General features: G+C 64.8%; 22 protein-coding genes. 7 read left to right on the top strand and 15 right to left on the bottom strand.

Annotated features, from left to right (window positions below; genetic code table 11):
• Positions 1-71: 71 nt before the first annotated feature.
• Positions 72-1,409, bottom strand: a complete 1,338-nt coding sequence (locus C2R25_RS10880) for a hemolysin family protein (protein WP_103729198.1) — start codon at positions 1,407-1,409, stop codon at positions 72-74.
• Positions 1,410-1,601: 192 nt separating this feature from the next.
• Here C2R25_RS10880 and C2R25_RS10875 point away from each other — a divergent pair, with 192 nt between their 5' ends.
• On the top strand, positions 1,602-2,276 hold the full coding sequence (locus C2R25_RS10875; RefSeq protein ID WP_103729197.1) for an OmpA family protein: 675 nt from the start codon (positions 1,602-1,604) through the stop codon (positions 2,274-2,276).
• Between the two features lie 172 nt (positions 2,277-2,448).
• Positions 2,449-3,984 carry a hypothetical protein gene (locus C2R25_RS10870; protein WP_103729196.1) on the top strand — a complete coding sequence of 512 codons (1,536 nt, stop codon included), beginning with the start codon at positions 2,449-2,451 and terminating at the stop codon, positions 3,982-3,984.
• A gap of 18 nt (positions 3,985-4,002) precedes the next feature.
• Here the strand turns inward: C2R25_RS10870 and C2R25_RS10865 are convergent, their stop codons facing one another.
• Complete coding sequence (locus C2R25_RS10865) at positions 4,003-4,797, bottom strand: 3'(2'),5'-bisphosphate nucleotidase CysQ (protein ID WP_103729195.1); 795 nt, start codon at positions 4,795-4,797, stop codon at positions 4,003-4,005.
• Between the two features lie 185 nt (positions 4,798-4,982).
• Between C2R25_RS10865 and sucC the strand changes: the two genes are divergently transcribed.
• From sucC to C2R25_RS10850, 3 genes are all read left to right on the top strand, one after another.
• On the top strand, positions 4,983-6,182 hold the full coding sequence (sucC, locus tag C2R25_RS10860; protein ID WP_103729194.1) for an ADP-forming succinate--CoA ligase subunit beta: 1,200 nt from the start codon (positions 4,983-4,985) through the stop codon (positions 6,180-6,182).
• Between the two features lie 238 nt (positions 6,183-6,420).
• On the top strand, positions 6,421-7,167 hold the full coding sequence (locus C2R25_RS10855; RefSeq protein ID WP_103729193.1) for an electron transfer flavoprotein subunit beta/FixA family protein: 747 nt from the start codon (positions 6,421-6,423) through the stop codon (positions 7,165-7,167).
• Positions 7,167-8,108, top strand: a complete 942-nt coding sequence (locus C2R25_RS10850) for an electron transfer flavoprotein subunit alpha/FixB family protein (protein WP_103729192.1) — start codon at positions 7,167-7,169, stop codon at positions 8,106-8,108. The genes C2R25_RS10855 and C2R25_RS10850 overlap by 1 nt, the downstream gene beginning before the upstream one ends.
• Before the next feature lie 102 nt (positions 8,109-8,210).
• Here the strand turns inward: C2R25_RS10850 and C2R25_RS10845 are convergent, their stop codons facing one another.
• From C2R25_RS10845 to C2R25_RS10825, 5 genes are all read right to left on the bottom strand, one after another.
• The gene (locus C2R25_RS10845) at positions 8,211-8,753 is read right to left on the bottom strand and encodes a GNAT family N-acetyltransferase (protein WP_103729191.1); all 543 of its coding nucleotides are present in this window, start codon (positions 8,751-8,753) and stop codon (positions 8,211-8,213) included.
• Positions 8,750-9,958, bottom strand: coding sequence for a DUF445 domain-containing protein (locus C2R25_RS10840; RefSeq protein WP_103729323.1), 1,209 nt, complete (start codon positions 9,956-9,958; stop codon positions 8,750-8,752). The genes C2R25_RS10845 and C2R25_RS10840 overlap by 4 nt, the downstream gene beginning before the upstream one ends.
• A 78-nt stretch (positions 9,959-10,036) precedes the next feature.
• Positions 10,037-13,468, bottom strand: coding sequence for an efflux RND transporter permease subunit (locus C2R25_RS10835; RefSeq protein ID WP_103729190.1), 3,432 nt, complete (start codon positions 13,466-13,468; stop codon positions 10,037-10,039).
• Between the two features lie 15 nt (positions 13,469-13,483).
• Entirely contained in the window at positions 13,484-14,698 is a 1,215-nt protein-coding gene (locus tag C2R25_RS10830; RefSeq protein ID WP_103729189.1) for an efflux RND transporter periplasmic adaptor subunit, read from the bottom strand.
• Positions 14,699-14,983: 285 nt separating this feature from the next.
• The gene (locus C2R25_RS10825; RefSeq protein WP_103729188.1) at positions 14,984-15,283 is read right to left on the bottom strand and encodes a DUF1153 domain-containing protein; all 300 of its coding nucleotides are present in this window, start codon (positions 15,281-15,283) and stop codon (positions 14,984-14,986) included.
• Positions 15,284-15,771: 488 nt separating this feature from the next.
• On the opposite strand from C2R25_RS10825, the gene mnmA reads away from it, so the two are divergent.
• Complete coding sequence (mnmA, locus tag C2R25_RS10820) at positions 15,772-16,926, top strand: tRNA 2-thiouridine(34) synthase MnmA (RefSeq protein WP_103729322.1); 1,155 nt, start codon at positions 15,772-15,774, stop codon at positions 16,924-16,926.
• Positions 16,927-16,952: 26 nt separating this feature from the next.
• On the opposite strand, the gene C2R25_RS10815 is transcribed toward mnmA, so the two are convergent.
• A complete protein-coding gene (locus tag C2R25_RS10815) occupies positions 16,953-17,351 on the bottom strand; it encodes a hypothetical protein (RefSeq protein WP_103729187.1) in 399 nt (132 codons plus the stop codon).
• A 31-nt stretch (positions 17,352-17,382) separates the two neighbouring features.
• On the opposite strand from C2R25_RS10815, the gene C2R25_RS10810 reads away from it, so the two are divergent.
• Entirely contained in the window at positions 17,383-18,525 is a 1,143-nt protein-coding gene (locus C2R25_RS10810; RefSeq protein WP_103729186.1) for a serine hydrolase, read from the top strand.
• A gap of 28 nt (positions 18,526-18,553) precedes the next feature.
• On the opposite strand, the gene C2R25_RS10805 is transcribed toward C2R25_RS10810, so the two are convergent.
• The 7 genes from C2R25_RS10805 to sufB all read right to left on the bottom strand — a co-directional run bounded on the left by C2R25_RS10805 (position 18,554) and on the right by sufB (position 24,198).
• A complete protein-coding gene (locus C2R25_RS10805) occupies positions 18,554-18,919 on the bottom strand; it encodes an iron-sulfur cluster assembly accessory protein (protein WP_103729185.1) in 366 nt (121 codons plus the stop codon).
• A gap of 99 nt (positions 18,920-19,018) precedes the next feature.
• Positions 19,019-19,498, bottom strand: a complete 480-nt coding sequence (locus C2R25_RS10800) for an SUF system Fe-S cluster assembly protein (RefSeq protein ID WP_103729184.1) — start codon at positions 19,496-19,498, stop codon at positions 19,019-19,021.
• A complete protein-coding gene (locus C2R25_RS10795) occupies positions 19,495-20,694 on the bottom strand; it encodes an aminotransferase class V-fold PLP-dependent enzyme (RefSeq protein ID WP_103729183.1) in 1,200 nt (399 codons plus the stop codon). The genes C2R25_RS10800 and C2R25_RS10795 overlap by 4 nt, the downstream gene beginning before the upstream one ends.
• Positions 20,691-21,428, bottom strand: coding sequence for a SufD family Fe-S cluster assembly protein (locus C2R25_RS10790; protein ID WP_103729182.1), 738 nt, complete (start codon positions 21,426-21,428; stop codon positions 20,691-20,693). Before C2R25_RS10790 ends, C2R25_RS10795 begins: the two co-directional genes overlap by 4 nt.
• Positions 21,425-22,177, bottom strand: a complete 753-nt coding sequence (gene sufC, locus C2R25_RS10785; protein ID WP_103729181.1) for a Fe-S cluster assembly ATPase SufC — start codon at positions 22,175-22,177, stop codon at positions 21,425-21,427. The genes C2R25_RS10790 and sufC overlap by 4 nt, the downstream gene beginning before the upstream one ends.
• A 3-nt stretch (positions 22,178-22,180) precedes the next feature.
• The gene (locus tag C2R25_RS10780; RefSeq protein ID WP_233203915.1) at positions 22,181-22,696 is read right to left on the bottom strand and encodes an endonuclease domain-containing protein; all 516 of its coding nucleotides are present in this window, start codon (positions 22,694-22,696) and stop codon (positions 22,181-22,183) included.
• A 14-nt stretch (positions 22,697-22,710) separates the two neighbouring features.
• Positions 22,711-24,198, bottom strand: a complete 1,488-nt coding sequence (sufB, locus tag C2R25_RS10775; RefSeq protein WP_103729180.1) for a Fe-S cluster assembly protein SufB — start codon at positions 24,196-24,198, stop codon at positions 22,711-22,713.
• Position 24,199: the final 1 nt, after the last annotated feature.

The following is a 24,199-nucleotide window of genomic DNA, read 5'->3' as shown; positions in this document are numbered from 1 at the left end:
GCCGCACACGCTATAAAAAAGGGCCGGACAGTGAAGTCCGGCCCTTTTTCTTTGGTCCGACGGCGACCGGTTCAGCCGTCCCCGGCCACGCCGTCGTCGCTGGCTGCGGGGAGCTCGGCGTTCACAAGCACCTTGTCGATCTTGAGGCCGTCCATGTCGATGACCTCGAAGCGCCAACCCTGCTCTACGAAGTTTTCCCCCTCGCGCGGGACCTTGCGCAGGACGTGAAGCACGTAACCGGCGATCGTCGCGAAATCGCGGTCTTCCGGGAGAGTCATGCCGAGGCGGTCGGCCAGGGCATCAGCGGGCATCGCGCCAGACACCAGCAGCGAACCGTCATCGCGCGTGACGATCATGGGCTCGTCGCCTTCGTCCTGGTGTGAAACGAAGGTTCCCGCCAGCGCGGAGAGAACGTCCGAGGGCGTCACCACGCCTTCGAGATGGCCGTATTCGTCATGCACCACCGCCATCGACACCTCGGCGGTCTGGAGCTTGCGAAGCGCGTCCATGGCGTCGAGCTGGTCCGGTATGACCTCGGCCTTGCGCATCATGGCCCGCACGTCGACGGTCTCGCCGGCGATGAGCGCGGCAAGCACTTCCTTGACCTTGAGGATGCCGATCACGTTGTCCGGTGCGCCTTCGCCGTCCATCACCGGCAGTAAGGAATGCGGCGACGCCTTTATCTTGGCGCGCAGCTGGTCTTCGTCCGCATCGGCATCGATCCAGTCGATCTGGTTGCGCGGCGTCATGAGCTCGCGGACGGGCCGCTCGGCGAGACGCAGCACGCCTGTCATCATCGCGCGCTCTTCTTCCTCGATCACGCCGGAGCGTGTCGCCTCGGCGAAGATCATGTGCAGTTCCTCCGCCGTCAGCCGTTCGGTATCGCCGCTGCGGATGGAGAACAGGCGCAGGATGACGCCGGAGGAGCGGTCCAGCAGCCACACGAACGGGCCCATGATGCGGGCAAGCAGGCTCATCGGCTGCGCCATGACGAGGGCGACCGGTTCCGCCATGCGCAGCGCCAGCTGCTTGGGCACCAGTTCGCCCACGACCACGCTGAGGTAGGTTGTCGCCACAATGACAAGCGCGAAACCGAGTTCGGCGGCGAAACGCGGCGGCACCCCCATCAGCGCCAGCCGGTCGCCGACCGGTCCGCCGAGGCTGGAGCCGGAATAGGCGCCGGCGATGATGCCGATCAGCGTGATGCCGATCTGTACGGTGGACAGGAACCGGCCCGGCTCCTCCGCCAGATCGAGTGCGGTCTTGGCCGCCCGGCTGCCCTTGTCGGCAGAGACCTTCAGGCGCGCCGACCGCGCGGAGACGATGGCCAGTTCGGACATCGAGAACAGCCCGTTTAGGAATATCAGGCCGATGATGATGAGGACGTCAGTCCAGGGAAAGGGTGTCACAGTGCCTTCATCGCTAGCAGAGAATAGGCCGAACGCGAAGAACCCCCGTGGGGATGCAACGCTTTGTTGCAGGAGCTTGCAGGGAACCGGTCGACCTTCGGGTTGTTGAGGCCCCATAAGCCATTTGCCGTTCATGTTCACTACCGCACAGATGTCTATATGAAGGCACATCCAGAGGAAGGGACAACCCAGATGAAGAAGTCGCGCCTGATCACTTCGGCCGCCGCAGTACTTGCGATGGTCTCCGTTTCCGCCTGTGTCACCGATCCGAACACGGGTGAGCGCAAGGTTTCGCGCACGGCGATCGGTGGCGCCGGCGGCGCCGGGCTCGGCTACCTGCTGGGCAGCGTGATTGGCGGCAAGACCGCGCGTATCGTCGGCGCAGGTATCGGCGGCGTCGCTGGCGGTGTCGTCGGTTACCAGATGGACAAGCAGATCAGGGAGCTGAAGGAGCAGACCGCCGGTTCAGGCATCGACGTCAGCCAGCAGGGCGACGGCATTCTCGTGAACCTGCCGGACGTGACATTCGCTGTCGATTCGACCGTCATCAGCCCGTCGTTCCAGACTTCGCTGGACAAGGTCGCTCAATCGATGGTGCAGTACCCGAACAGCCTCGTAGACGTCTATGGCCACACCGATTCGACCGGGTCCGCCACCTACAACATGGATCTGTCCAAGCGCCGCGCGGACGCGGTGGCCCGCTACCTGATCAGCCGGGGTGTCTCGTCCGCCCGTATCCAGACGCAGGGCATGGGCATGAACTACCCCGTGGCCGACAACAACACGACCGAAGGCCGCGCTCTCAACCGCCGCGTCGAGATCAAGATCACCCCGGTCACCACCGAGGACGCCAACTCGGCCCAGTAATCAGCACTTCCGCGTAAAGCGGGATCGGGGAAGGGGCCGGCGCGGCGACGCACCGGCCCCTTCTTCGTATGGCTGGTCTTGCAGGAATCACAGGCGAAGCGACCATCCGGACGGATCGCTTGAACCGCTTTCAGTTTTCCCTAGTCTGCGCTGATCGGGGTGGGGAAACATCATGAAATTCAAGGCATTCTTGGGGCTGCTGGCGGTGACGCTGCCGGTTCAACCGGCGCAGGCAGCCTGGCTGGAAGCTTCCAGCGATCACTTCGTCATCTATGCCAACGATACGACGAAGAACGTCACCCGTTTTGCTGAGCAGCTGGAGCGATACCATGCCGGGGTAGCGCTCGTTTTCAATACGGACACGGCGAGACCAAGTCCGTCCAACCGCGTCACTGTCTACGTGGTGAAGAACGAGCGCGAGGTGCGCAAGCTGCACGGGGGCAAGGACGATCAGGTTGCGGGCTTCTATGTGCCTGCCGCTGGAGGATCGCTGGCGATCGTTCCAGCCGTGGAGGCGGCCAGTGGAGCCGTGACCTGGTCCATGGTCGTCCTGCTGCACGAATACGCTCACCATTTCATGATTTCGTCGAGTGCCATGCCGATGCCGCGCTGGGTTGGTGAAGGCGCGGCTGAATTCTTCGCCTCGGCCAAGTTCGAGATGGACGGCAGTCTGTGGATGGGGCGGCCCGCGGTCCACCGCGCCGGAGGGCTGTTGCTGGGCAAGGACGTGCAGGTCGCGGAACTGCTTGATCCGGAAGCGACGGCGAAGCTGAGGCTCAGTCAAATGGACGGATTTTATGGCAAGAGCTGGCTGCTCTACCACTACCTCACCTTCAACGAGGCTCGTCGCGGGCAGTTCAGCCGCTACCTTGCCTTGCTCGGAGAAGGCAAGAGCCAGACGGTCGCAGCCACAGAAGCCTTCGGGGACTTTGCCGCACTGGAGAAAGAGCTGGACCGCTATCTGGTACAGCGCAGACTGTCAGCGCTTAAAATCGACGCGGGCAAGCTGAAGATCGGACCGGTGGCCTTGCGCGCCCTCTCTGCCGGCGAGGGGGCCATGATGAACGTCCGCGTGCGGTCGAAGCGCGGTGTTTCTGAAGAGGAGGCCATGGCGGTACTTGCGGAGGCGCGCGCAATAGCGGCGCTGCATCCGGACGATCCGGCCGTCCTCTCGGCGCTGGCGGAGTGCGAGTACGACGCCGGTAATGATGGGGAGGCGGTGACGGCCGCGGATGCGGCTCTCAAGCGCGACCCTCGGCAGGTCAACGCGTACCTGCAGAAAGGCTACGCGCTGCTTCGCATCGCCGCAGACTTGGATGGAGACGCGCGGGAGGCAGCTTACAAGGTGGCGCGCGCGCCCTTCATTGCCCTGAACCGGCTTGAGAACGACCATCCCCTCCCCTTGATCTACTATTATCGCGGGTTCGTGGAGCGGGGGCAAAAGCCGTCGCAGCTGGCCATCGACGGCCTGGTCCGGGCGATGCAGTTGGCCCCCTTCGATCTGGGACTTCGCGCGGAGCTCGGCATGGCCCTCATTGCGCTCGGGCGGCATGGGGACGCCAAAGCGGTCCTCGCGGCGGTGGCGGCCAATCCCCACGGCGGCAGTCTCAGCGACTACGCTCGCAAGGCGATCGAAAGGATGGGCAAGGATCCCGCCTGGCGTGGTGAGCCCATGGACACGAAAGAGGATGGCACGACCGAGGCTTGAGGCAGCCCCGGCGCGCTCTCAGGCCGAGTAGCGCGCCGCTCGGTCCGCGAGGCGCTCCACGGCAGCGGCGTGTATGCCGTTCGAGGACACCAGGAGGCCGAAGGCTCGCGGATCGTGCTTGTTGTAATTGAGCGGTTTTCCAAAGGCGTCGGTTACTGCAGCCCCTGCCTCGCGCGCAATCAGCCCGGCCGCTGCGATATCCCACTCGTACCCCCAGCGCAGCGTCGCCAGCAGGTCAGCGTCCCCGGATGCAACCATCGCCATGCGAAGCGCGATCGAGTTGGGCTGCGGCACGAGGGTCAGATCCGCGTCTTCGGGCGCGAGCTTTTGCGCCGGTACCCGCGATCCGGCCAGCGCCTCGCGGCGGCTGGCGTGAAGGCGCGTGCCGTTCAGCCAGGCGCCTTTCCCGGCTTCGGCTGACCAGAATTCGCCGCCTTCCTCCCGCCGCCGGACGGGGGCATACAAGTAGCCGAGAAGCGGCCGGCGGGTGTTCACCAGGGCCACGGACACGGCCCAGCCGCTGCGGCCCCGGATGTAGTCGCGCGTGCCGTCGATCGGGTCGACCAGCCAGACGAGCTCCCGATCCTGTCGCTCCCGCGTGTCGGCGGTTTCCTCCGACAGCCAGCCGGCGGCGGGGAGCAGTTCGGTCAGTTCCGTCTTCAGGAACGCATCGACCGCAAGGTCGGCGGTGCAGACCGGGCTGCCGGGCGTCTTTTCCCACGATTCAAGCTCGTGGCCGTCACCCGGCCAGCCCGCCAGAGCGATCCGGCCGGCCTCCCGTACGATGGCTTCCAATTTGCTGCGGTCAATCATTCGAACGGGATTCCAGTTATCGATACTGCAAACTGTTAGCAAATGAGCAGGATCAAATTTGCAGACCCCATGCATTTGCGCAGACAGCGGGCCTTTTCAAGGCGGGCCGGATGTGCTTAGGCGGCTAGCGAACATATGGCTACGGCGCCTTCCCCGGGAACCTCCAGCAGAAAGCGATTTGAGCGATGAACATCCACGAATACCAGGCCAAGGAACTCCTCGCGAAGTATGGCGTGGGCATCCCCGCCGGCATCGCCGCCCTCACTGTCGAGGAAGCGGTGGCGGCTGCCAAGCAGCTGCCGGGGCCGCTCTATGTCGTCAAGGCACAGATCCACGCGGGTGGCCGCGGCAAGGGCAAGTTCAAGGAACTCCCCGCCGACGCCAAGGGCGGCGTGCGTCTCGCCAAGTCGATCGAGGAAGTTGAAGCCTTCGCCAAGGAAATGCTCGGCAACACGCTCGTCACCATCCAGACCGGCGAAGCGGGCAAGCAGGTGAATCGCCTCTACGTGACGGACGGCGTCGACATCGACAAGGAATACTACCTGTCGATGCTCGTGGACCGCAAGACCGGTCGCGTCGCGATGATCGTGTCGACCGAAGGCGGTATGGACATCGAGGAAGTCGCGCACAACACCCCCGAGAAGATCACCACGATCACGATCGATCCGGCGGAAGGCTTCCAGCCTCACCACGGCCGCGCGGTCGCCTTCGCCCTCAAGCTCACCGGTGACCTCAACAAGCAGGCCCAGAAGCTGGCGAAGCAGCTCTACACCGCGTTCATCGCGATGGATTGCGACATGGTCGAGATCAACCCGCTGGTCGAGAGCAAGGACGGCCAGCTGCTCGTCCTCGACACCAAGATGAGCTTCGACTCGAACGCTCTTGCCCGTCATCCCGACATCTTCGCTCTGCGCGACGAGACCGAGGAAGATCCGGCCGAGATCGAGGCATCGAAGTACGACCTCGCCTACATCAAGCTTGATGGCGACATCGGCTGCATGGTGAACGGCGCCGGCCTTGCCATGGCGACGATGGACATCATCAAGCTGAACGGCATGTTCCCGGCCAACTTCCTTGACGTGGGCGGTGGCGCCAACAAGGAGAAGGTAACCGCGGCGTTCAAGATCATCCTCGCGGACCCCGCCGTGAAGGGCATCCTCGTGAACATCTTCGGCGGCATCATGAAGTGCGACATCATCGCCGAGGGCATCGTCGCGGCCGCCAAGGAAGTGAACCTCTCGGTTCCGCTCGTCGTCCGCCTCGAAGGCACCAACGTGCAGCAGGGCAAGGACATCCTGGCGAACTCCGGCCTGGCCATCGTTCCCGCCAACGACCTGGGCGACGCTGCCAAGAAGATCGTCGCCGAAGTCCAGGCTGTCGCCTGAACCCGATGATGCGCCTGGTGCGCTTCATTTACGGCTGAACAGAATGCGGCGGGGGTCCTGTGACCTCCGCCGTTTTTGCATGCCAGGTGGAGCGGGCCGGTGTAGTTCAGCTTTGCCATCCCCAAGGGGTTCCCGTGTGTGCGGGACTTGACGCAAGGGTAAAGGATGGCAATAGCTCCCTCGTGAGAGTTAATTGCGCGGTTAAATTGCCGTCCCAACAGTGAGAGGACAGATCGCAATGAAGATCATCGTGCCCGTGAAGCGGGTGATCGATTACAACGTTAAGCCGCGGGTCAAGGCCGACGGCACCGGGGTCGACCTGGCCAACGTCAAGATGAGCATGAACCCGTTCGATGAGATCGCGGTCGAAGAAGCCATCCGTCTCAAGGAAGCGGGCAAGGCGGAAGAGATCGTCGCCGTCTCCGTCGGGCCGGCCAAGGCACAGGAAACGCTGCGCACCGCCCTTGCCATGGGTGCGGACCGCGCCATCCTCATCGAAACCGATGCCGAAGTGGAACCGCTCGCCGTGGCGAAGATCCTCAAGGCGATCGTGGCCGAGGAGAATCCGGGCCTCGTGATCCTTGGCAAGCAGGCGATCGACGACGATTCGAACCAGACCGGCCAGATGTTGGCGGCGCTGCTTGGTCGTCCGCAGGGCACGTTTGCCTCCAAGGTCGAAATCGACGGCGATTCGGTGTCTGTGACCCGTGAAGTCGACGGCGGCCTTGAAACGGTGAAGCTGTCGCTCCCCGCCATTGTCACCACCGACCTTCGCCTGAACGAGCCGCGCTACGCTTCGCTGCCCAACATCATGAAGGCGAAGAAGAAGCCGCTCGACGTGAAGAGCCCCGCCGATTTCGGCGTCGACATCGCGCCGCGCCTCAAGACGCTCAAGGTTTCCGAACCGGCCGTGCGCTCGGCCGGCGTCAAGGTCGCCGACGTTGATGCGCTCGTCGCCAAGCTCAAGGAACTGGGAGTCGCCTGATGAAGACGCTTGTTTGGGTCGAACACGACAACGCGTCGGTCAAGGACGCGACGCTTTCCGCCGTTACCGCCGCTGCAAAGCTGGGTGAAGTTGATCTGCTGGTCGCGGGATCGAATTGCCGTGCTGTGGCCGATGCCGCTGCGCAGATCACCGGCGTCGGCAAGGTACTCGTCGCCGACAACGCGGCATACGAGCACGCGCTGGCAGAGAACGTCGCTCCGCTGGTTGCCGAACTGATGGCCAGCCACGACGCCTTCATCACGCCGGCCACGACCACTGGCAAGAACATCGCGCCGCGCGTGGCCGCTCTTCTTGACGTGATGCAGATCTCGGACATCCTTTCGGTTGAAGGCGAGAAGACCTTCACTCGCCCGATCTACGCCGGCAACGCCATTGCGACGGTTGAATCGAGCGATGCGAAGCTCGTCATCACCGTGCGCGGCACGGCCTTCGCCAAGGCCGAAGCCACGGGCGGTTCGGCTGCGGTCGAGGACGTGACGGCGACCAACGGGCAGGGGGGCGATGCCGGCCTGTCAACCTTCGTGGGTGCCGAGCTGGCGAAGTCGGAGCGTCCGGAACTGACCAGCGCGAAGATCATCGTTTCGGGTGGCCGTGCGCTGAAGGATTCCGAGACGTTCGAAGCGACCATCCTGCCGCTTGCCGACAAGCTCGGTGCAGCGGTCGGCGCTTCACGCGCGGCCGTCGACGCGGGTTACGTGCCCAACGACTATCAGGTGGGCCAGACCGGCAAGATCGTGGCGCCGGAAGTGTACATCGCCGTGGGTATCTCGGGCGCGATCCAGCACCTTGCGGGCATGAAGGACTCCAAGACCATCATCGCCATCAACAAGGACGAGGACGCACCCATCTTCCAGGTCGCGGACGTCGGCCTCGTGGCGGACCTGTTCACGGCCGTGCCGGAGCTGACCGGCAAGCTCTGATCGGCTGCCTCAGCCACAGCAAACAGAAAGCCCCGGTCGGAAACGGCCGGGGCTTTTCGCGTTTGAACATTCCCTGAGGGAGCGCTGGCCTGAGCCGGCGGATCAGGGCTGGCGGTGCAGAAGGTTAACGCGGACCGGCGGAGTTTCGTCGGCAAGGTCGTGGGTCCCGTACCGCTCGAAGCCGAGGTGTCGGGCAACCCTGTCCGACCCGACATTGCCTTCTTCGATCATGCAGGTGATCCGTGTCGGGCCGTGCGCCTCGTCGAACCACGACAGGACGGCGCGCATCACCTCCAGCGCAACGCCTTGGCGCCACCAGTCACGACGCACGATCCACCCGGCCTCGGGCACATTGTCTATGCCTGCCTCTGCCCCGAAGCCGCGCCAGCTGTGGAATATGCCGCAGCTGGCGATAATTTCGGGCCGGCCGCGCTCACGGACGGCGAAAAGGCCGTAGCCATACAGTGCCCAGGAGCCGGCGCTGCGCAGCAGACGGTCGAACTGCTGCGGCTCTCCGGCTCGTACGAGGCCGAGAAACCGGCGTGTCTCCTCGTCCTCCAGCAGGCGGCACATGTCCGGAAGATCGGCCGCCTGTGGCTGCCATAAGTCGAACCGCTCCGTCGAAAGAAAGGATTGTGCGTTCATAGCAGGCTGTCGATCGCATGGATGCAAAGGCCGAACAAGCCACCGACCAGGGTACCGTTGATGCGGATGAACTGCAGGTCGCGCCCCACCGCGGCCTCAAGCCTGTTGCTGATCGTACGCGCGTCCCACCGTCGCACCGTTTCCGACACCAGGCGGACAATCTCGTCCCCGTACCGCGCGGTCACGCCGACGAGCGTACGCCGTGCAAACCGGTTGATCTGGCTCTGCAAACGGGCATCGCCCCGCAGCGCGCTTCCCAACTCCCCCAGCATCGTCGCCAGTTGACCGCCAAGGGCCGCGTCGGGGTCGCGCGCCGCCTCTATGAGCTTGCGGCGCAGCCGCTCCCAGACCGACTGCCACCACTGCCCGACAGCGGGATTGCCGATCAGCTCGCGCTTGGCCTTCTCGACCTTTTCCCGTGTTTCCGGGTCATTCACCAGCCGGTCGGCCAGATCCTCAAGAAGGTGCTCGACCTTCAGCTTGAGGGGATGATCGGGCTGCACGATCATCTCGGCCAGCAGCTTGTAAAGCCCGTCGAGCACCGAATTGGCGATGCGTGAATCCAGACCCGTCAGGCGCAGGAGACTGTGAGCCCTTTCGCGGATCATGGCGCGAACCATGTCCTCGTTCGCTTCCAGAGCCTGCCCTGCCCAGCGCACCGCACCCTCGAGGAGGGGAAGGTGGCGGCGGTCTGCGATCATCACTGACAGCATCTGACCAAGAAGAGGCGCAACTTCGACACGCTCGAGCTGGCGTGCAAGACCCGATCGGACCTGGTCCCCCAGCCGTTCCGGGTCGAGCGATTCGAGGATATCGGCGAGGAGGTTCGCACCGCCCGCCCGGATCCGGTTCTCGCCCCCGCGTGCGGGATCGGAAAGGAACGCGCCAGCGGCGGCCGCGAAGTTGAAGCCGATAACCCGGCGGGCAACGACCTGCGGGGTGAGGAAGTTGTCCCGCAGGAACGTGGCCATCGAATCGGCGATGCGATTCTTGTTCTCTGGGATGATGGCGGTGTGGGGAATGGGAAGGCCGAGCGGGCGCCGGAACAGGGCGGTCACGGCGAACCAATCCGCGAGACCGCCGACCATCGCAGCTTCGGTGAAGGAGATGGCATAGCCCCAAGCCGGGTGCGTGCCCGCGATCCGCCGAAGCACAAGGAAGGCGATGGCCATGGCCATCAGCAGCCCGGTGGCGAAGAGGCGCATGCGTCGGGCCCGATCGGTCTGTATCGTGGACGCTACGTCCGCGTTCCTGCGCGCGCCTTTCAGCAAGGCTTCCCTTTCCTACTCGGCCGGATGCGGATGGAAATCGCCCTCCGCAGTGCCGGACCCGTGCTTCTCCGGATCGTAGGTCAGCAGCGACTTGCGCAGTTTAGGCCCGATCCGCTTCTCGAAACCATCGGCAAGACTGAAGGCTGCAGGTACGATGACCAGGGTCAGCAGGGTGGAGACGATCAGGCCACCGATCACGACAACACCCATCGGCTGACGGAATGCGCCGTCACCCGAGAGCGACAGGGCGGTGGGCACCATGCCTGCGGTCATCGCCACGGTCGTCATCACGATCGGCTGGGCGCGCTTGTGCCCTGCGTCCATGATCGCGGTGAGCTTGTCGACGCCCTTGACCATTTCCTCGATAGCGAAGTCGATCAGCAGGATGGAGTTCTTGGCCACGATGCCGAGCAGCATCAGGATACCAATATAGACCGGCATCGAGATGGGCTGGTTCCACAGGACGAGCGCGAGCAGGCCGCCCAGCGGCGCGAGCAGAAGCGAGGCCATGTTTACCAGCGGCGAGACGAACCGCTTGTAGAGCAGCACCAGCACCGCGAAGACGAGGAAGATTCCGCTGATGACGGCGGTGACGAAGTTCGAGATCATCTCGGCCTGCCACTTGTCCTCGCCGACCGGGGCGTTGGACACGCCGGCGGGCAGGTTCTTCATGATCGGCAGGTTCTGGATCGCGGCCATGACCGGCCCCTTGACCTGCCCTTCGCCAAGATCGGCGCCGACGAAGACGCGGCGGGACTGGTTGTAGCGCTGGATCTGCGTCGGACCGGCGCCGAAGCGGATTTCCGCAACGCGCTTGAGCGGCACGGTTCCCCCGGAGACGGTCGATACCGGCAGGTTCTCGATGGTGGAGAAGTCTCGGCGGGAACCGCGATCCAGGATCACACGGATCGGCACCTGCCGGTCGTTGAGCGAGAACTTGGCCGCGTTCTGGTCGATTTCGCCCAGAGTGGCGATACGGATGGTCTGGCTGAGCGCGGCGGTCGTTACGCCGAGCTGCGCGGCAAGGTCCACGCGCGGCACGATGATGAGTTCGGGCCTTTGCAGGTCGGCCGCGATACGGGGCGCGACGACGCCCGGCACCTTGCGCATCTGCTCGACCAGAGTTTGCGCGGTGCGGTTCAGCAGTTCGGAGTCGCTGCCGGACAGCATGATCGAAAGATCGCGTCCGCTGCCGAACCCGCCCGCCTGCGAAGCGAAGCTGACGCGGGCATCCGGGATTTGCTGAAGCTGCGAGGCCAGGCGTCGCTCGAACTCGATGCTGGTCGCATCGCGCTGATCCGCCTTCTTCAGGGCGATGTAGAGATTACCCGAACCCTCACCGGCGAATTCCAGCACCCGTTCCACCTCCGGCTGCTTTTCCAGAAGCCGAGCCACCTGACCGGTGACCGCCTGCGTCTGCTCCAGCGTGGTTCCGGGCACCATCTCGATCTTCACCTGGCTGGTGTCGTTGTTGGTGCTGGGCTGGAACTGCTGGGGAAGCCCCCCCAGCAGAGCGAACGTCACGACGAGCGCGTAGACCGAGGCGCAGAAGGCGTAGAAGCGGTGGTCGTGCATCCGCGCGATCACGCGGTCTGTGAAGTAGCGATACCAGCGTCCGAACGCCCCCGCGAAGCGGGCGAGGAAACGCAGCAGGCGACCCAGCAGCCAGATGGCCACCGGTACTCCGATCGGCGCGAGTATCGCGGCCAGCACGAATGCAGCCTTGCTCAGTCCGATCTTGGTGAGCCCTGCCTGCAGCACCTGGAACAGCAGCCCTGCTGCGATCAGGCCGCCTGCGATCAGCAGCAGGAAGGCAAGCACGCCGAGAATGCGGAAGAGCCAGTTGGACGGCTGGCGCACGAGCAGCGCCTTGCGCCTGTGCGCCTCGCTGCTGTCCAGCGTCCAGGCGAGGACTTTCATGTAGCGGTCCATGATCCGGCCACCGCCATGTTCCGCATGCCCGTGGGCCTTGAGGAAGTAGGCCGCCACCATCGGCGTGATGATTCGGGCGACGGCAAGGCTCATCAGCACGGCTACCACGACGGTGAGGCCGAACGCCTTGAAGAACTGGCCCGGGATGCCCGGCATGAGGCCGACGGGGAGGAACACCGCGACGATGGAGAAGGTGGTGGCGACGACCGCCAGTCCGATCTCGTCCGCCGCGTCGATGGACGCCTGATACGCGCTTTTGCCCATGCGCATGTGCCGGACGATGTTCTCGATTTCCACGATCGCGTCGTCGACGAGGACGCCCGCCACGAGGCTGAGTGCCAGCAGCGAGAGGAAGTTCAGCGTGAAGCCGAGCATGTCCATGAACCAGAAGGTCGGGATCGCGGACAGCGGAATGGCGAGCGCCGAGATCATCGTTGCGCGCCAGTCCCGCAGGAACAGGAAGACGATGACGATGGCGAGCACGGCGCCTTCGACCAGCGCCTCCATCGAACTGGTGTACTGCCCCCGGGTATAATCCACCTGCGAGAACAGGCGCGTGATGTGAATGTCGGGGTGGCTCTTCTGGATTGCGTCCAGCTTTTCCATCGCGCTGTCGTAGACGGCGACATCGGATGCGCCGCGGGCACGTTCGAAACCGAATGTCACGACCTCGCGTCCGCTCACGTGGGCGACGTCGGTGCGTTCGGAGTAGGCGTCCGACACAGACGCGATATCCGACAGCTTGACAGAGCGCCCGCCGCCCAGGTTGATCCGCTTTTGCGAAAGGTCGTACGCGGTTTCCGCATTGCCTAGCACGCGCACCGACTGCCTTGACCCGGCGATCTCGGCCTGGCCGCCCGCAGCGTCGACGTTGACCTGCCGCAGGACGTTGTTGAGCGCTTCGGCACTGACGCCGAGGGCCTGCATTCGTTCAGGATCGACGACGACGCGGATCTCGCGCGTCACACCGCCGTCACGATCGACCGCCGCCATGCCCGGCACGCTGAGCAGGGTCTTGGCGATGGTGTCGTCCACGAACCAGCTCAATTGCTCGATGGTCATGTCGTCGGCGCTGACGGAGAAGTAAGCCAGCGAGCCACTGCCGCCTTCGATCTTCTGCACCTGCGGCTCCAGGATGCCATCTGGTAACTGCCCGCGCACCTGGTCGACGGCGTTCTTCACCTGCTGAGTCGCCACGTCGACGTTGCTGCCGACGGAGAAGAAGACAAGCGTCGTCGACTGCCCTTCGGAGGCGGTCGACTGGATTTCCTCCACGCCCGGTATGGACCGCACGGCGCCTTCCACGATCTGCGTGATCTGGGTTTCGATCTCCTTTGGCGCCGCGCCCGGCTGGGAGACGCCGACACGCACGCCAGGGAACTCGATGTCCGGCATGTTGTTCACGTCCATCCGCATGAACGAGACGATCCCGGCGATCATCAGGCCGATGAAGAAGACGATGGGGATGATCGGATTGCGGATCGACCAGGCGGAGATGTTGCGCAGGCCCATGGCTTGTCTCGCCTGTTACTTGGAGGAAGTGGTGAGGCGGGTTTTGACCTTGTCGCCTTCGTTCAGGAAGCCGCCGGCGCGCATCACAACCTTCTCGGTGCCGTCGAGGCCCTCCGTGATCGTGATTCCCTTCGCGGTGACCAGCCCCGTCTTCACGGTGCGGCGTCGAACATGGTCCGTCTGGTCCACGATGTAGACGAACGCGCCCTTGGCATCGCTCTGGATGGCCGATTCCGGCAGCATGGGGGCGACGAGGGTTCCGCTGCGGATGACGGCGGTGGCGAATCCGCCGGGGCGCAGGGCGCGATCATATGTGAGAGCGACGCGCGCAATGCCCTGACGTGTCTCCTGGTCGATTACCGGCGAAAGCTGCCATACCTGACCGACGAAGGTCTTGCCCGAGCCGGCCGGCGTGACGCTGGCCTGCACACCCGCGGAAAGCTTGGCGAGGTCATCCTCGGACATGCGGGCGAGCAGTTCCATCTCGCCGTCCCTGGCAAGCTGAAACAGAACGCCGCTGCCGCCGCTGACGACCTGGCCCAGTTCGACATTGCGCTCCAGCACGAGACCGGACGCGGGCGCGATGATGTTGAGGCGCGCGTTCTGCGCACGAAGCTGGGCGAGGCTGGCGCGGGCAACCTTGACGCGGGCCTCTGCAGCGTCGCGCGTGGCGGTCAGTTGGTCGATGTCGGCCTTGGAAATGAAGCCACGGTCGACGAGCTTCAGGCCGCGATCGAGGTTGGACTGGGCGATGCGGGCATCGGCCGCGGCGACTTCGACCTGGGCAGCCTGGCTGGCCGCCGCCTGAACCTGGACGGAGCGATCGACGACGGCAAGAACCTGGCCCTGGCTGACCCAGTCGCCGGCATCGACGCGCACCTCGCGCACTTCGCCGCCTTCGCCCACGGCGCCTACCGGCATGGCTCGTCGCGCGGCGAGCGTGCCGGTGGCCGTGATTTCTCCGGCCACGCTCGCGCGGCCCGGAACTATGACGGAGACGACCGGAATCTGTGTGTTTCCGGCGGCCGCCGCATCATCAGGGCCGCTCTCGTGAAGCACGAACCAGAGCGCTACCGCAAGCAGCGCGACAGCCACGATGACGAGGATGATCACCCGGCGAGAGCGCCGATCCAGTTCATCGTCCGCTACCAGCGGAACATCTACCCCGTCAGGAACGCGGGTTTCCGCGGAAAGCCCGTCGCCAGATACAATCTTGCTGTCGTAATTCATCTTTTCACCGCAAGCATAACACGCGCCCCCCCGGCGGCGTGCTTCTTCCACCGCACGGAAGGCTTTCGCTTGAAGTGACGCGAGCCGCCGATGAGGTTTAAACGGCTGGATTCATATACTGGCGGGAACAAGGTGGCAACGTGAACTCGGCCCCTGTCCCATGTGCATCGACGAACGACTTCATTGCTGATGAAGTCCTGTACTGACGCGCTTTGTTGCAAAAGAATGCAAAAAGCGGCCACAAAAGTATTGGGGCCGGCTTTTTACGAAGCCCTGACGGCGTTTTCAGAACTTCTGCTGGCGCTCGTAAAGATCGCGGTAATGCTGAATGCGCGTGACGCGAAGACCTTGCATTCCTGAACGGTCGACGGCGCGCTGCCAGGAGGCGAACTCCTCCAGCGTCAGGTTGTACCGCGAGCATACCTCGTCGATCGTCAGGAGCCCACCGTTCACGGCGGCAACGACTTCCGCCTTGCGCCGAACCACCCAGCGCGTCGTGTCAGGGGGCGGGAGATTGTCGACCGTCAGCGGCTCACCAAGCGGGCCGATCACCTTGTCCGGGCGAATTTTCTGGTTCTCGATCATCTTTACCCTCGCTCGCCGCTACCGTTCACACCGGCGGCAGGGGTATCCGTACCATTCGGGGGCTTGCCATTGCTTGAAACATCAAGGTTAACGCTTCTTAGGCAAGTTTGATAACTATCGAGAGCGGGCACTGCGGCGCCGGCAAAGCTGCCCCGCAGGCGCAGGATGGACGCTGCGGCGTCCTCCCGCGTTTCCGGCTCGCCATAGGCCGCGAAAAGGCGGGATCGAAGCGCGAGCCAGTCAATGCCGTTCGCGTCAAGGGGAAGGGGGGCGCTGGTCTCTGTACCTCGATGGACTTCGCAGGCGCGGCCCGGCTCACTCCCGCCGAAGAAATTGGTATGGTTACGTGCGGCATTCATGGGACCGCGTTAGTGCGAAGCGGTCAAGATATCGTAAACGCCGCGTTTACGCTGACCGCAAAAAGCGGCGGTGCAGGGGCCTGCGGGAGGTAGGAATCTGTGCCCCGCATCTGTATGAGCGGCGGGATCATGACCGCTGCCCCTGATCTTCTCTCCGGCCTTGATGCCGCAGCCCTGTTCCAGCTTCCCGAGCCGCTGTCCGAGCGGCGCATCGTAGTCGCCATGTCCGGCGGCGTCGACAGTTCGGTCGTCGCCGCGCTCGCGGCGGCCAGTGGGGCGCACGTCATCGGCGTGACGCTGCAGCTTTACGACTACGGCGCGGCAACGGGCCGGAAGGGCGCCTGCTGTGCGGGCGATGATATCCGCGATGCACGTGCCGTCGCCGATCGCCTCGGCATAGCCCATTACGTGTTCGACCACGAAAGTGCCTTTCGAGAGGAGGTGGTCGAGCGTTTCGCCGACGATTACCTCGCCGGGCGCACCCCGATCCCGTGCATCCGCTGCAACATGGGCCCCAAATTTACGGACCTTCTGGCGATGGCGCGGGAACTGGGCGCGGACTGCCTGGCGACCGGGCACTACGTTCGCCGTGTGGAAGGGCCGGCCGGGTCCGAACTCCACCGCGCGGCAGACCCGGCCCGTGACCAGAGCTATTTCCTCTATGGCACGACGAGCGAGCAGCTCGACTACCTGCGGTTTCCCTTGGGCGGCCTCCCCAAGAGCGAGACGCGGCGGCTGGCCGAAGCGGCGGGCCTGCGTGTGGCTGCAAAGCCCGACAGCCAGGACATTTGCTTCGTACCGGACGGCGACTACGCCAAGATCGTGCGGTCAGTCCGTCCCGAGGGCGAGGCGCCGGGCCAGATCGTCCATGCGGAGACGGGCGAGGTGCTGGGAAGTCATCGCGGCGTCATCCACTACACGGTAGGCCAGCGGCGCGGGCTCGAGATCGGCGGCCAGCCCGAGCCGCTCTATGTCACGGGCATCGAAGCGGAGACTCGCCGGGTGCGGGTGGGACCGCGGCGGCTGCTCGCAACGGCATCGGCGCAGCTGGTCGAGACCAACCGGATCGGGCCGCTGCCTGAGGTGCCGCTTACCGCCAAGGTGCGCTCGCTCGCCAAGCCGGTACCGGTGCGGCTTGAAGGGCCCTTGGGCGACGGCGCTCCTGCGACCATCCGTTTCGCGGAGCCGGAATACGGCGTCGCGCCCGGACAGGCGGCGGTGATCTATGCCGGTGAACGCGTGGTCGGCGGCGGCTGGATCGACTCGACCCAGAGCGCCGCCTGAAACAACCGGACGGCGGGTGAGGCCGGTCAGTCCTGCCAGGGTTCCAGACGGCAGCCGCGGCTAGGTTCGAAATCCGCAGACTGGCTGGCGAGCAGCGGGACGGAGGCCTTGATGGTCCGGGAAGGTGCATCTTCCGCCAGCGACACCCACCGGCCCGCACCCTGAAGCCCGGTCACCTTGAGATCACCCTCGCAACTTTCCAGCGGGCGTTGCGAGACGAAGCGACACACGCAGCCCAGGCGCGCTCCAAGAGCGGTTCCGACGCGTGCCTCCTCGCGCAGGCCACGCCACGTCCAGGCCAGCCAGAGGGCCAGGACAAGCAGCAGTAGTAGAAGGAGATTGCGCTTCCAGCGCGACGGCTGCCTCAGGGGGTATGACGCACCCGCAGCCTTGTCCCCTGCTCCGGAATGCCCGGATGTTGCCATTCTCAAAAGCCTCGCACATGACCGGCGCGCCATGTCGGTGCGCCGCCCCTCCCTTATCCTCGCCATGCTCGCGCTGCCAGCCCTGTGGGGCTGCGGAGAACGTGCGGCGGAAGGTCCGCCCCCGCCCAGCGCCGAAGCCTTGGCCGCGATCGCGGATGCGGGCGGGGCTCCGCGCGAATCGCTCGGCCGGTCGATCGATCGGCTGTTCGATGAGGAGAGGGTGGGCAAGACCGACGCGCTGCTCATCGTCAAGCGAGGCACGCTGATCGTGGAGCGCTACGGCGACGGCATCGAGGCGGACACGCGGCTGCCGGGCTGGAGCGCCGGGCAATGCATCACCGCGCTGATGATCGGCCAGCTGGTGAGTGACGGCCGCTTGCGAATCGCCGAATCGGCGCCTGTTCCGGAATGGCAGCGTCCTGGCGATCCGCGCGGCGTCATCACCTTGCGGCAGCTGCTGCAGATGCGCTCCGGCCTGCGCCACGTCGAGACAGCGCCGGTCGGCACGGGCAGGATATCCGGCGAATCGGATCGCACGCGCATGCTGTTCCTCGACGGCAGGGACGACATGGCCTCGTATGCGGAGGCGCAGCCGCTGGAGGCGCCGGCAGGGAAGGTGTTCGAGCATTCCTCCGCGAGCGCGGTCATTCTCTCCGACCTTGCCGCGCGCGTACTTTCGTCCGACCGCAATCCGGATCGCCGCCGACACGCGGTGGGGGAATACCTGCGCCATCGTGTGCTGGCGCCCATCGGCATGAACTCCACGCTGGTTGCCTACGATCGCGCAGGCACCATGATCGGCTCGGGAATGATCGCCGCCACGGCGCGGGACTGGAGCAAGCTGGGCGAATTCCTGCGTCACAGTGGTTCGGTCAAGGGAGCGCAGATACTGCCTCGCCGCTGGGTGCAGTTCATGCTGGAGCCCAGCCCGCGTGAGCCGGCCTATGGAGCCGGCGTGTGGCTGAACCGGGGCGAAGCCGGCGACAGCGCGCGTCTCTGGCCGGCCACAGCTCCGCGCAGTGTGTTCGCGTGTCTGGGAGAATATGGACAATACGTCATCGGCTCACCCGATCAGCTGCTCACCGTCGTTCGCATCGGCCACAGCAACCCCGAGCAGGAGCGGGAAGTCCGGGACGAACTGGGCGCCCTGCTGGCGCTGTTCCCGAAGAACTGAAAGGGGTGCCTCGCAAGGCACCCCGCGATCAGACGGTAAAGCTTTCGCCGCAGCCGCAGGCCCCCTTGGCGTTGGGGTTGTTGAACACGAAGCCAGCGGTGAAATCATCTTCCACCCAGTCCATCGTACTGCCGACGAGATAGAGCACAGAAGCGCCATCGATGTAGAACAAGCCGCCGGGCGTCTCGATCTTCTCGTCGAACTTCGCTTCCTCGGTCACGTAGTCGACCGAGTAGGCCAGGCCCGAGCAACCCCGACGCGGGGTGGATAGCTTCACGCCGATCGCGCCTTCGGGCGCCTGGCTCATTAGCTTGGCGATACGCGCCTCCGCGCTCGGCGTCAGAACGACGGCGGCGGGTCGGGTAGGGCGGGTCTTTGTCGTGGTGTCGGTCATGTCAGCCTCTTCTGCCAGACCACGGGGCCCAGCTCAGCGTGAAGGAGGCGTCGCGCGCGAACTGTCCCAAGACCGGGTTCCGCACGCGATGCTCTCCGGTCACAGCATTCCAAGCTCCAGCTTGGCTTCGTCGGACATCTTGGCCATGTCCCAGGGTGGATCCCAAACCAAGTTCACGTCACAATCGCGCACGCCCGGCACGGCCGACACGCGCAGTTCCACTTCGCCGGGCATTGATTCGGCCACGGGGCAATGCGGCGTGGTCAGCGTCATCGTCACCGCCACGGAGGCTTCGGGCGAAACCTCGACGCCGTAGATGAGACCAAGATCGTAGATGTTCACAGGGATCTCGGGGTCGAAGATCTCCTTCAGCGCATCGATGACGCCGTCGTAGATCGCACCGCCCGGCGCTGCCGGATCAAGATCCTGCGGCTTCTCGGCGAGGAAACCCTCAAGGTAATCACGCCGCCGTTCGGCCGGAGCGTCGCTCGGCGCCGGGACGTCCTCAACGCGGGCGCGGGGCGGCGGCGGCGCGGCTTCGACTTCCTCGACAATGAAATTCGGCTTCTCGTCGCTCATCCGAAAATTCTCCTGGTGCGCTCGATGCCCTTCAGGAGCGCCTCGATATCCTGTTCGTCGCTGTAGAGCCCGAAGCTTGCGCGGGCGGTGGCCGGAACCCCGAGGTGCTCCATCAGCGGCTGTGCGCAGTGATGCCCGGCGCGGATCGCAACGCCTTCCTCGTCCAATATGGTGCCGAGGTCGTGCGGATGCACCCCCTCGAGAGCGAAACTGACGATGCCGAGCGAGTCGTCCGGTCCGAACAGCGTGACGTCGTTGCGCTTGCGCAGTTCGGCGCGAAGCAGGCCGGCAAGATCGCGCTCGTGCTTCTCCGCACGATCGAGCCCGATGTCCGACAGCCAGTCCATCGCCGCCGCCATGCCGACGGCTTCGACGATATTGGGGGTGCCGGCCTCGAAGCGCTGAGGTGCGGGGGCATACGTGGTTTCTGCGAAGGTAACCTTGTCGATCATCGACCCGCCCCCCTGCCACGGCGGCATCTGGTCCAGCAGAGCCTTGCGCGCCCAGAGCACGCCGATGCCGGTCGGGCCATAGAGCTTGTGCGCCGAGAAGGCGTAGAAGTCGCAGTCGAAGGCCTGCACGTCGAGCGCCAGACGCGGCGCGGCCTGGCAACCGTCGATCAGCAGCTTGGCGCCGACCGCATGGGCGAGCCTTGCGGCATGTTCCACGTGAAGCACCGAGCCGAGGACATTGGACACGTGTGCGAAAGCGACGAGCTTGTGAGCGGGCGTGAGCATGCGCTCGGCCGCCTCAAGGTCAATGGTGCCCTCAGGAGTGAGCGGGCATACGTCAATTTCGACGCCGTTCCTCAGCAGCTGCCAGGGAACGATGTTGGAATGATGCTCCAGCGTCGATAGCAGGATGCGGTCGCCTGCCTTCAGGTTGGTGGCAGCCCAGCTCTGCGCGACGAGGTTGATCGATTCGGTCGCGCCGCGCGTGAAGACGATCTCGTCCTCCTGCGCGTTCATGAAAGCGGCCACGCGGCGGCGGGCGGCCTCGAAGGCGAGGGTCATGTCGGCCGATCGGGCATAGACCCCGCGGTGCACCGTCGCGTACTTTTCACCCATCGCAGCCACGGTGGCATCAATCACCACCTGCGGCTTCTGGGATGTGGCGGCCGTGTCCAGATAGTGCCAGTTGCCCGCGAGGCCGGGGAACTGGTCCTTCAGCACGAGTTCTGAAGTTTCGGACGTCACAGGATCGCCTCCAGTCGGGCAAGCGCGGCGCTGCTGAGCTCCTCCTCGCCGGGAGCGCCAGTGAAGGCTTCGGCGATGAACGCCTGCAGCATCAGCCGCTTCGCCTGCGGAGGCGTGAGGCCGCGGCTCATCAGGTAGAACAGGCCCTGCGCGTCGAGTTCGCCCACGGCGCAGCCATGTGCGGCCTTGACGTCGTCGGCGTAGATTTCAAGTTCCGGGCGAGCGTTAGCGGTCGCCGTGCGCTCCAGCAGCATGGCGCGAACCGATTGCTCGGCGTCCGTGCCATCGGCCCCGCGTTCCACCGCGATACGGCCCAGGTACGTTCCCACGGACTTGCCGGCGAGCACCGTGCGCACGATCTGCTGCGACGTGGCATTGAGACCGGCATGCGTCACTTCGGTGACGATCTCGACCGTCTCCTCGCCGGTCGCCAGCTGTGCGGCGCCCAGCGTGAAGTCCGCGCCTTGCGCCAGCGTAGCGTCCACCGCGATGCGGCCATAGCCCGGCCCGGCCGTGAGAACGCGCAGGTCAAATTTTGCGCCCTTTCCCAGCGTGACCGCCACGTGCCGTGCTACCGCGCCGCCGCCGGTCTCCACGATCTGGAGCGTCTGCTCCGCACCGTCCGGCACGACGATCTCTTCCGTGACGATCGGCCAGACAGTGCGCAGGGCCTCAAGGTCGGAGTAGCGGAAATCCTCGTCCTTGCGGGTGGGGAGGGCGAGTTCGACGTTCATGCCGCCTCCTGCACCACCGCCTCGTAGCCCTCTTCCTCAAGGCGCAGGGCGAGGTCGGGACCGCCTGACTTGACGATGCGCCCGTTGGCCAGGACGTGAACGAAGTCCGGCTTCACGTAGTCCAGCAGCCGCTGGTAGTGGGTGATGAGCAGCACGGCTTTGTCAGCGCTGCGCATGATCGCGTTGATGCCTTCGCCGCAGATGCGCAGCGCGTCGATGTCGAGGCCGGAGTCCGTCTCGTCGAGAATCGCCAGCTTGGGGTTCAGGATGCCCATCTGCACCATCTCGGCGCGCTTCTTTTCGCCGCCGGAAAAACCGACGTTCACCGGGCGCTTGAGCATGTCCATATCCATGCGCAGCAGGCCGGCTTTCTCGCGTGCGAGCTTCAGGAACTCGCCGCCCGAAAGCGGTTCTTCGCCGCGCCCCTTGCGCTGGGCATTGGCCGCCTCGCGCAGGAACTGGACGAAGGAGACGCCGGGGATCTCGACCGGGTACTGGAAGCCCAGGAACAGGCCGGCGGCGGCGCGCTCGTGCGGTTCGAGTTCGAGCAGGTCCTGTCCGTCGAAATCGACGGCGCCGCCGGTCACTTCATAGCCGGGACGACCGCCCAGCGTGTAGCCCAGCGTCGACTTGCCCGCGCCGTTCGGCCCCATGATGGCGTGGATCTCGCCAGGGTTGATGGTGAGCGACAGGCCCTTGAGGATCGGCTTGTCGGCGACGTTCGCGGTCAGGTTTTCGATCTTGAGCATGGGTTATCCTTCATCGCTCACGAAGGCCGTGGCAGGGCGCTGACCCGCCTTCTTGCGCGCGGAGCGTTTGTCGAACGGCACGTTGAGTTCGGTGTTGATCTCGCGGATCACGGTCTCGACGTTGCCGAGAACTTCCTCTTCGGAGAAGCGCAGGACGCGGATGCCGACCTCGATGAGCTTGCGGTCCTGCAGTTCGTTGACGTCGGCGTTGCCGTCAGCAGCGCTGATCTGCACCACGATCCAGCGGGAGGGGCAGGCGAAATCGACGATCGTGGAGCCCACGACCGATTGGCGAATGAACTTCACGCCGCCCAGCTTGGAGCCGGATAGCTGCGCCCACAGCGCCTTCTGCGCATCGGTGGGATGGCGGCGCTGCTCGCGAGCGCGTTCCTTCAGCGTTTCAAGCCGCGCGCCGGTGAGGGCGAAGCTGGCTTTTGCGTCCTTGGGTGCGCTGTCGGCGCGGCTGATGCCCAGGGTCTTGCGGGCGGCGGTCATGGTTTCCTGTCCTTCGTTATTCATGGCGGAGGAGGACATCAGCCCACGCTCCCCTCAAGCGAAATGCCCAGCAGCTTCTGCGCTTCCACGGCAAATTCCATCGGCAGCTGCTGCAGCACGTCCTTGGCAAAGCCGTTGACGATCAGAGCGACCGCCTGTTCGGTATCGAGCCCGCGCTGCATGGCGTAGAACAGCTGGTCATCGCTGATCTTGCTGGTGGTGGCCTCGTGCTCGATCTGTGCGCTGGGGTTGCGCACTTCGATGTACGGCACCGTATGCGCGCCGCATTCCTTGCCGAGCAGCAGCGAATCGCACTGGGTGAAGTTGCGCACGCCCTCGGCGTTGGCGGCCACGCGGACGAGACCGCGATAGGTGTTGTTGCTCCTGCCGGCCGAAATGCCTTTGGAGATGATCGTCGAGCGGCTTCCCTTGCCGTTGTGGATCATCTTGGTGCCGGTGTCGGCCTGCTGGTAGTTGTTGGTGACCGCAACCGAGTAGAACTCGCCCACCGAATCCTCGCCGTTGAGGACGCAGCTGGGGTACTTCCAGGTCACGGCGGAGCCGGTTTCCACCTGTGTCCAGCTGATCTTCGAACGGGCGCCCTGGCACAGGCCACGCTTGGTGACGAAGTTGTAGATGCCGCCCTTGCCCTCGGCGTCGCCGGGATACCAGTTCTGGACGGTCGAGTACTTGATCTCCGCGTCTTCCAGGGCGACGAGCTCGACGACGGCGGCGTGAAGCTGGTTCTCGTCACGTTGCGGGGCAGTGCAGCCTTCGAGGTAGGAGACGTAGCTGCCCTTGTCGGCAACGATCAGCGTGCGTTCGAACTGGCCCGTATTCTCCGCATTTATCCGGAAGTAGGTGCTCAACTCCATCGGGCAGCGCACGCCCTCGGGAATGTAAACGAAGGTGCCATCCGAGAACACGGCGCAGTTCAGGGCGGCGAAGTAGTTGTCCTGGACCGGCACGACCTTGCCCAGCCACTTCTTCACCAGGTCCGGGAATTCGCGAATCGCTTCAGAGATCGAGCGGAAGATGACGCCCGCCTGTTCGAGCTCCTTGCGGAACGTAGTGGCGACGGAGACCGAATCGAACACCGCGTCGACGGCCACCTTGCGTGCGCCCTCTACGCCGGCGAGCACTTTCTGCTCCTCAAGCGGGATGCCGAGCTTTTCGTAGACGCGCAGGATCTCGGGATCGACTTCGTCGAGGCTTGCCGGGCCGTCCTTCTTCTTGGGCGCGGCCCAGTAATAGGCTTCCTGGTAGTCGATCGGCGGAACGTCGAGCTTGGCCCAATCCGGCGGCGTCATCTCCAGCCACTTGGCATAAGCCTTCAACCGCCAGTCGAGCATCCATTCCGGCTCTTCCTTCTTGGCCGAAATGAAGCGGATCGTGTCCTCGGAAAGGCCCTTGGGGCCATATTCCTGCTCGATGTCGGCAACCCAGCCGTGCTCGTATTCCGCCACACGTGCAGCGGCTTCACGCGCAGCCTGGTCGCGCTCCACGGGGATGGTTTCCTCGGTCATC

This window comes from Novosphingobium sp. HII-3 (genome assembly GCF_002916655.1).
Classification (GTDB): domain Bacteria; phylum Pseudomonadota; class Alphaproteobacteria; order Sphingomonadales; family Sphingomonadaceae; genus Novosphingobium; species Novosphingobium panipatense.
Note: the sequence above shows the minus strand (reverse complement) of the source record. Positions and strands in the feature narration are given on the sequence as shown.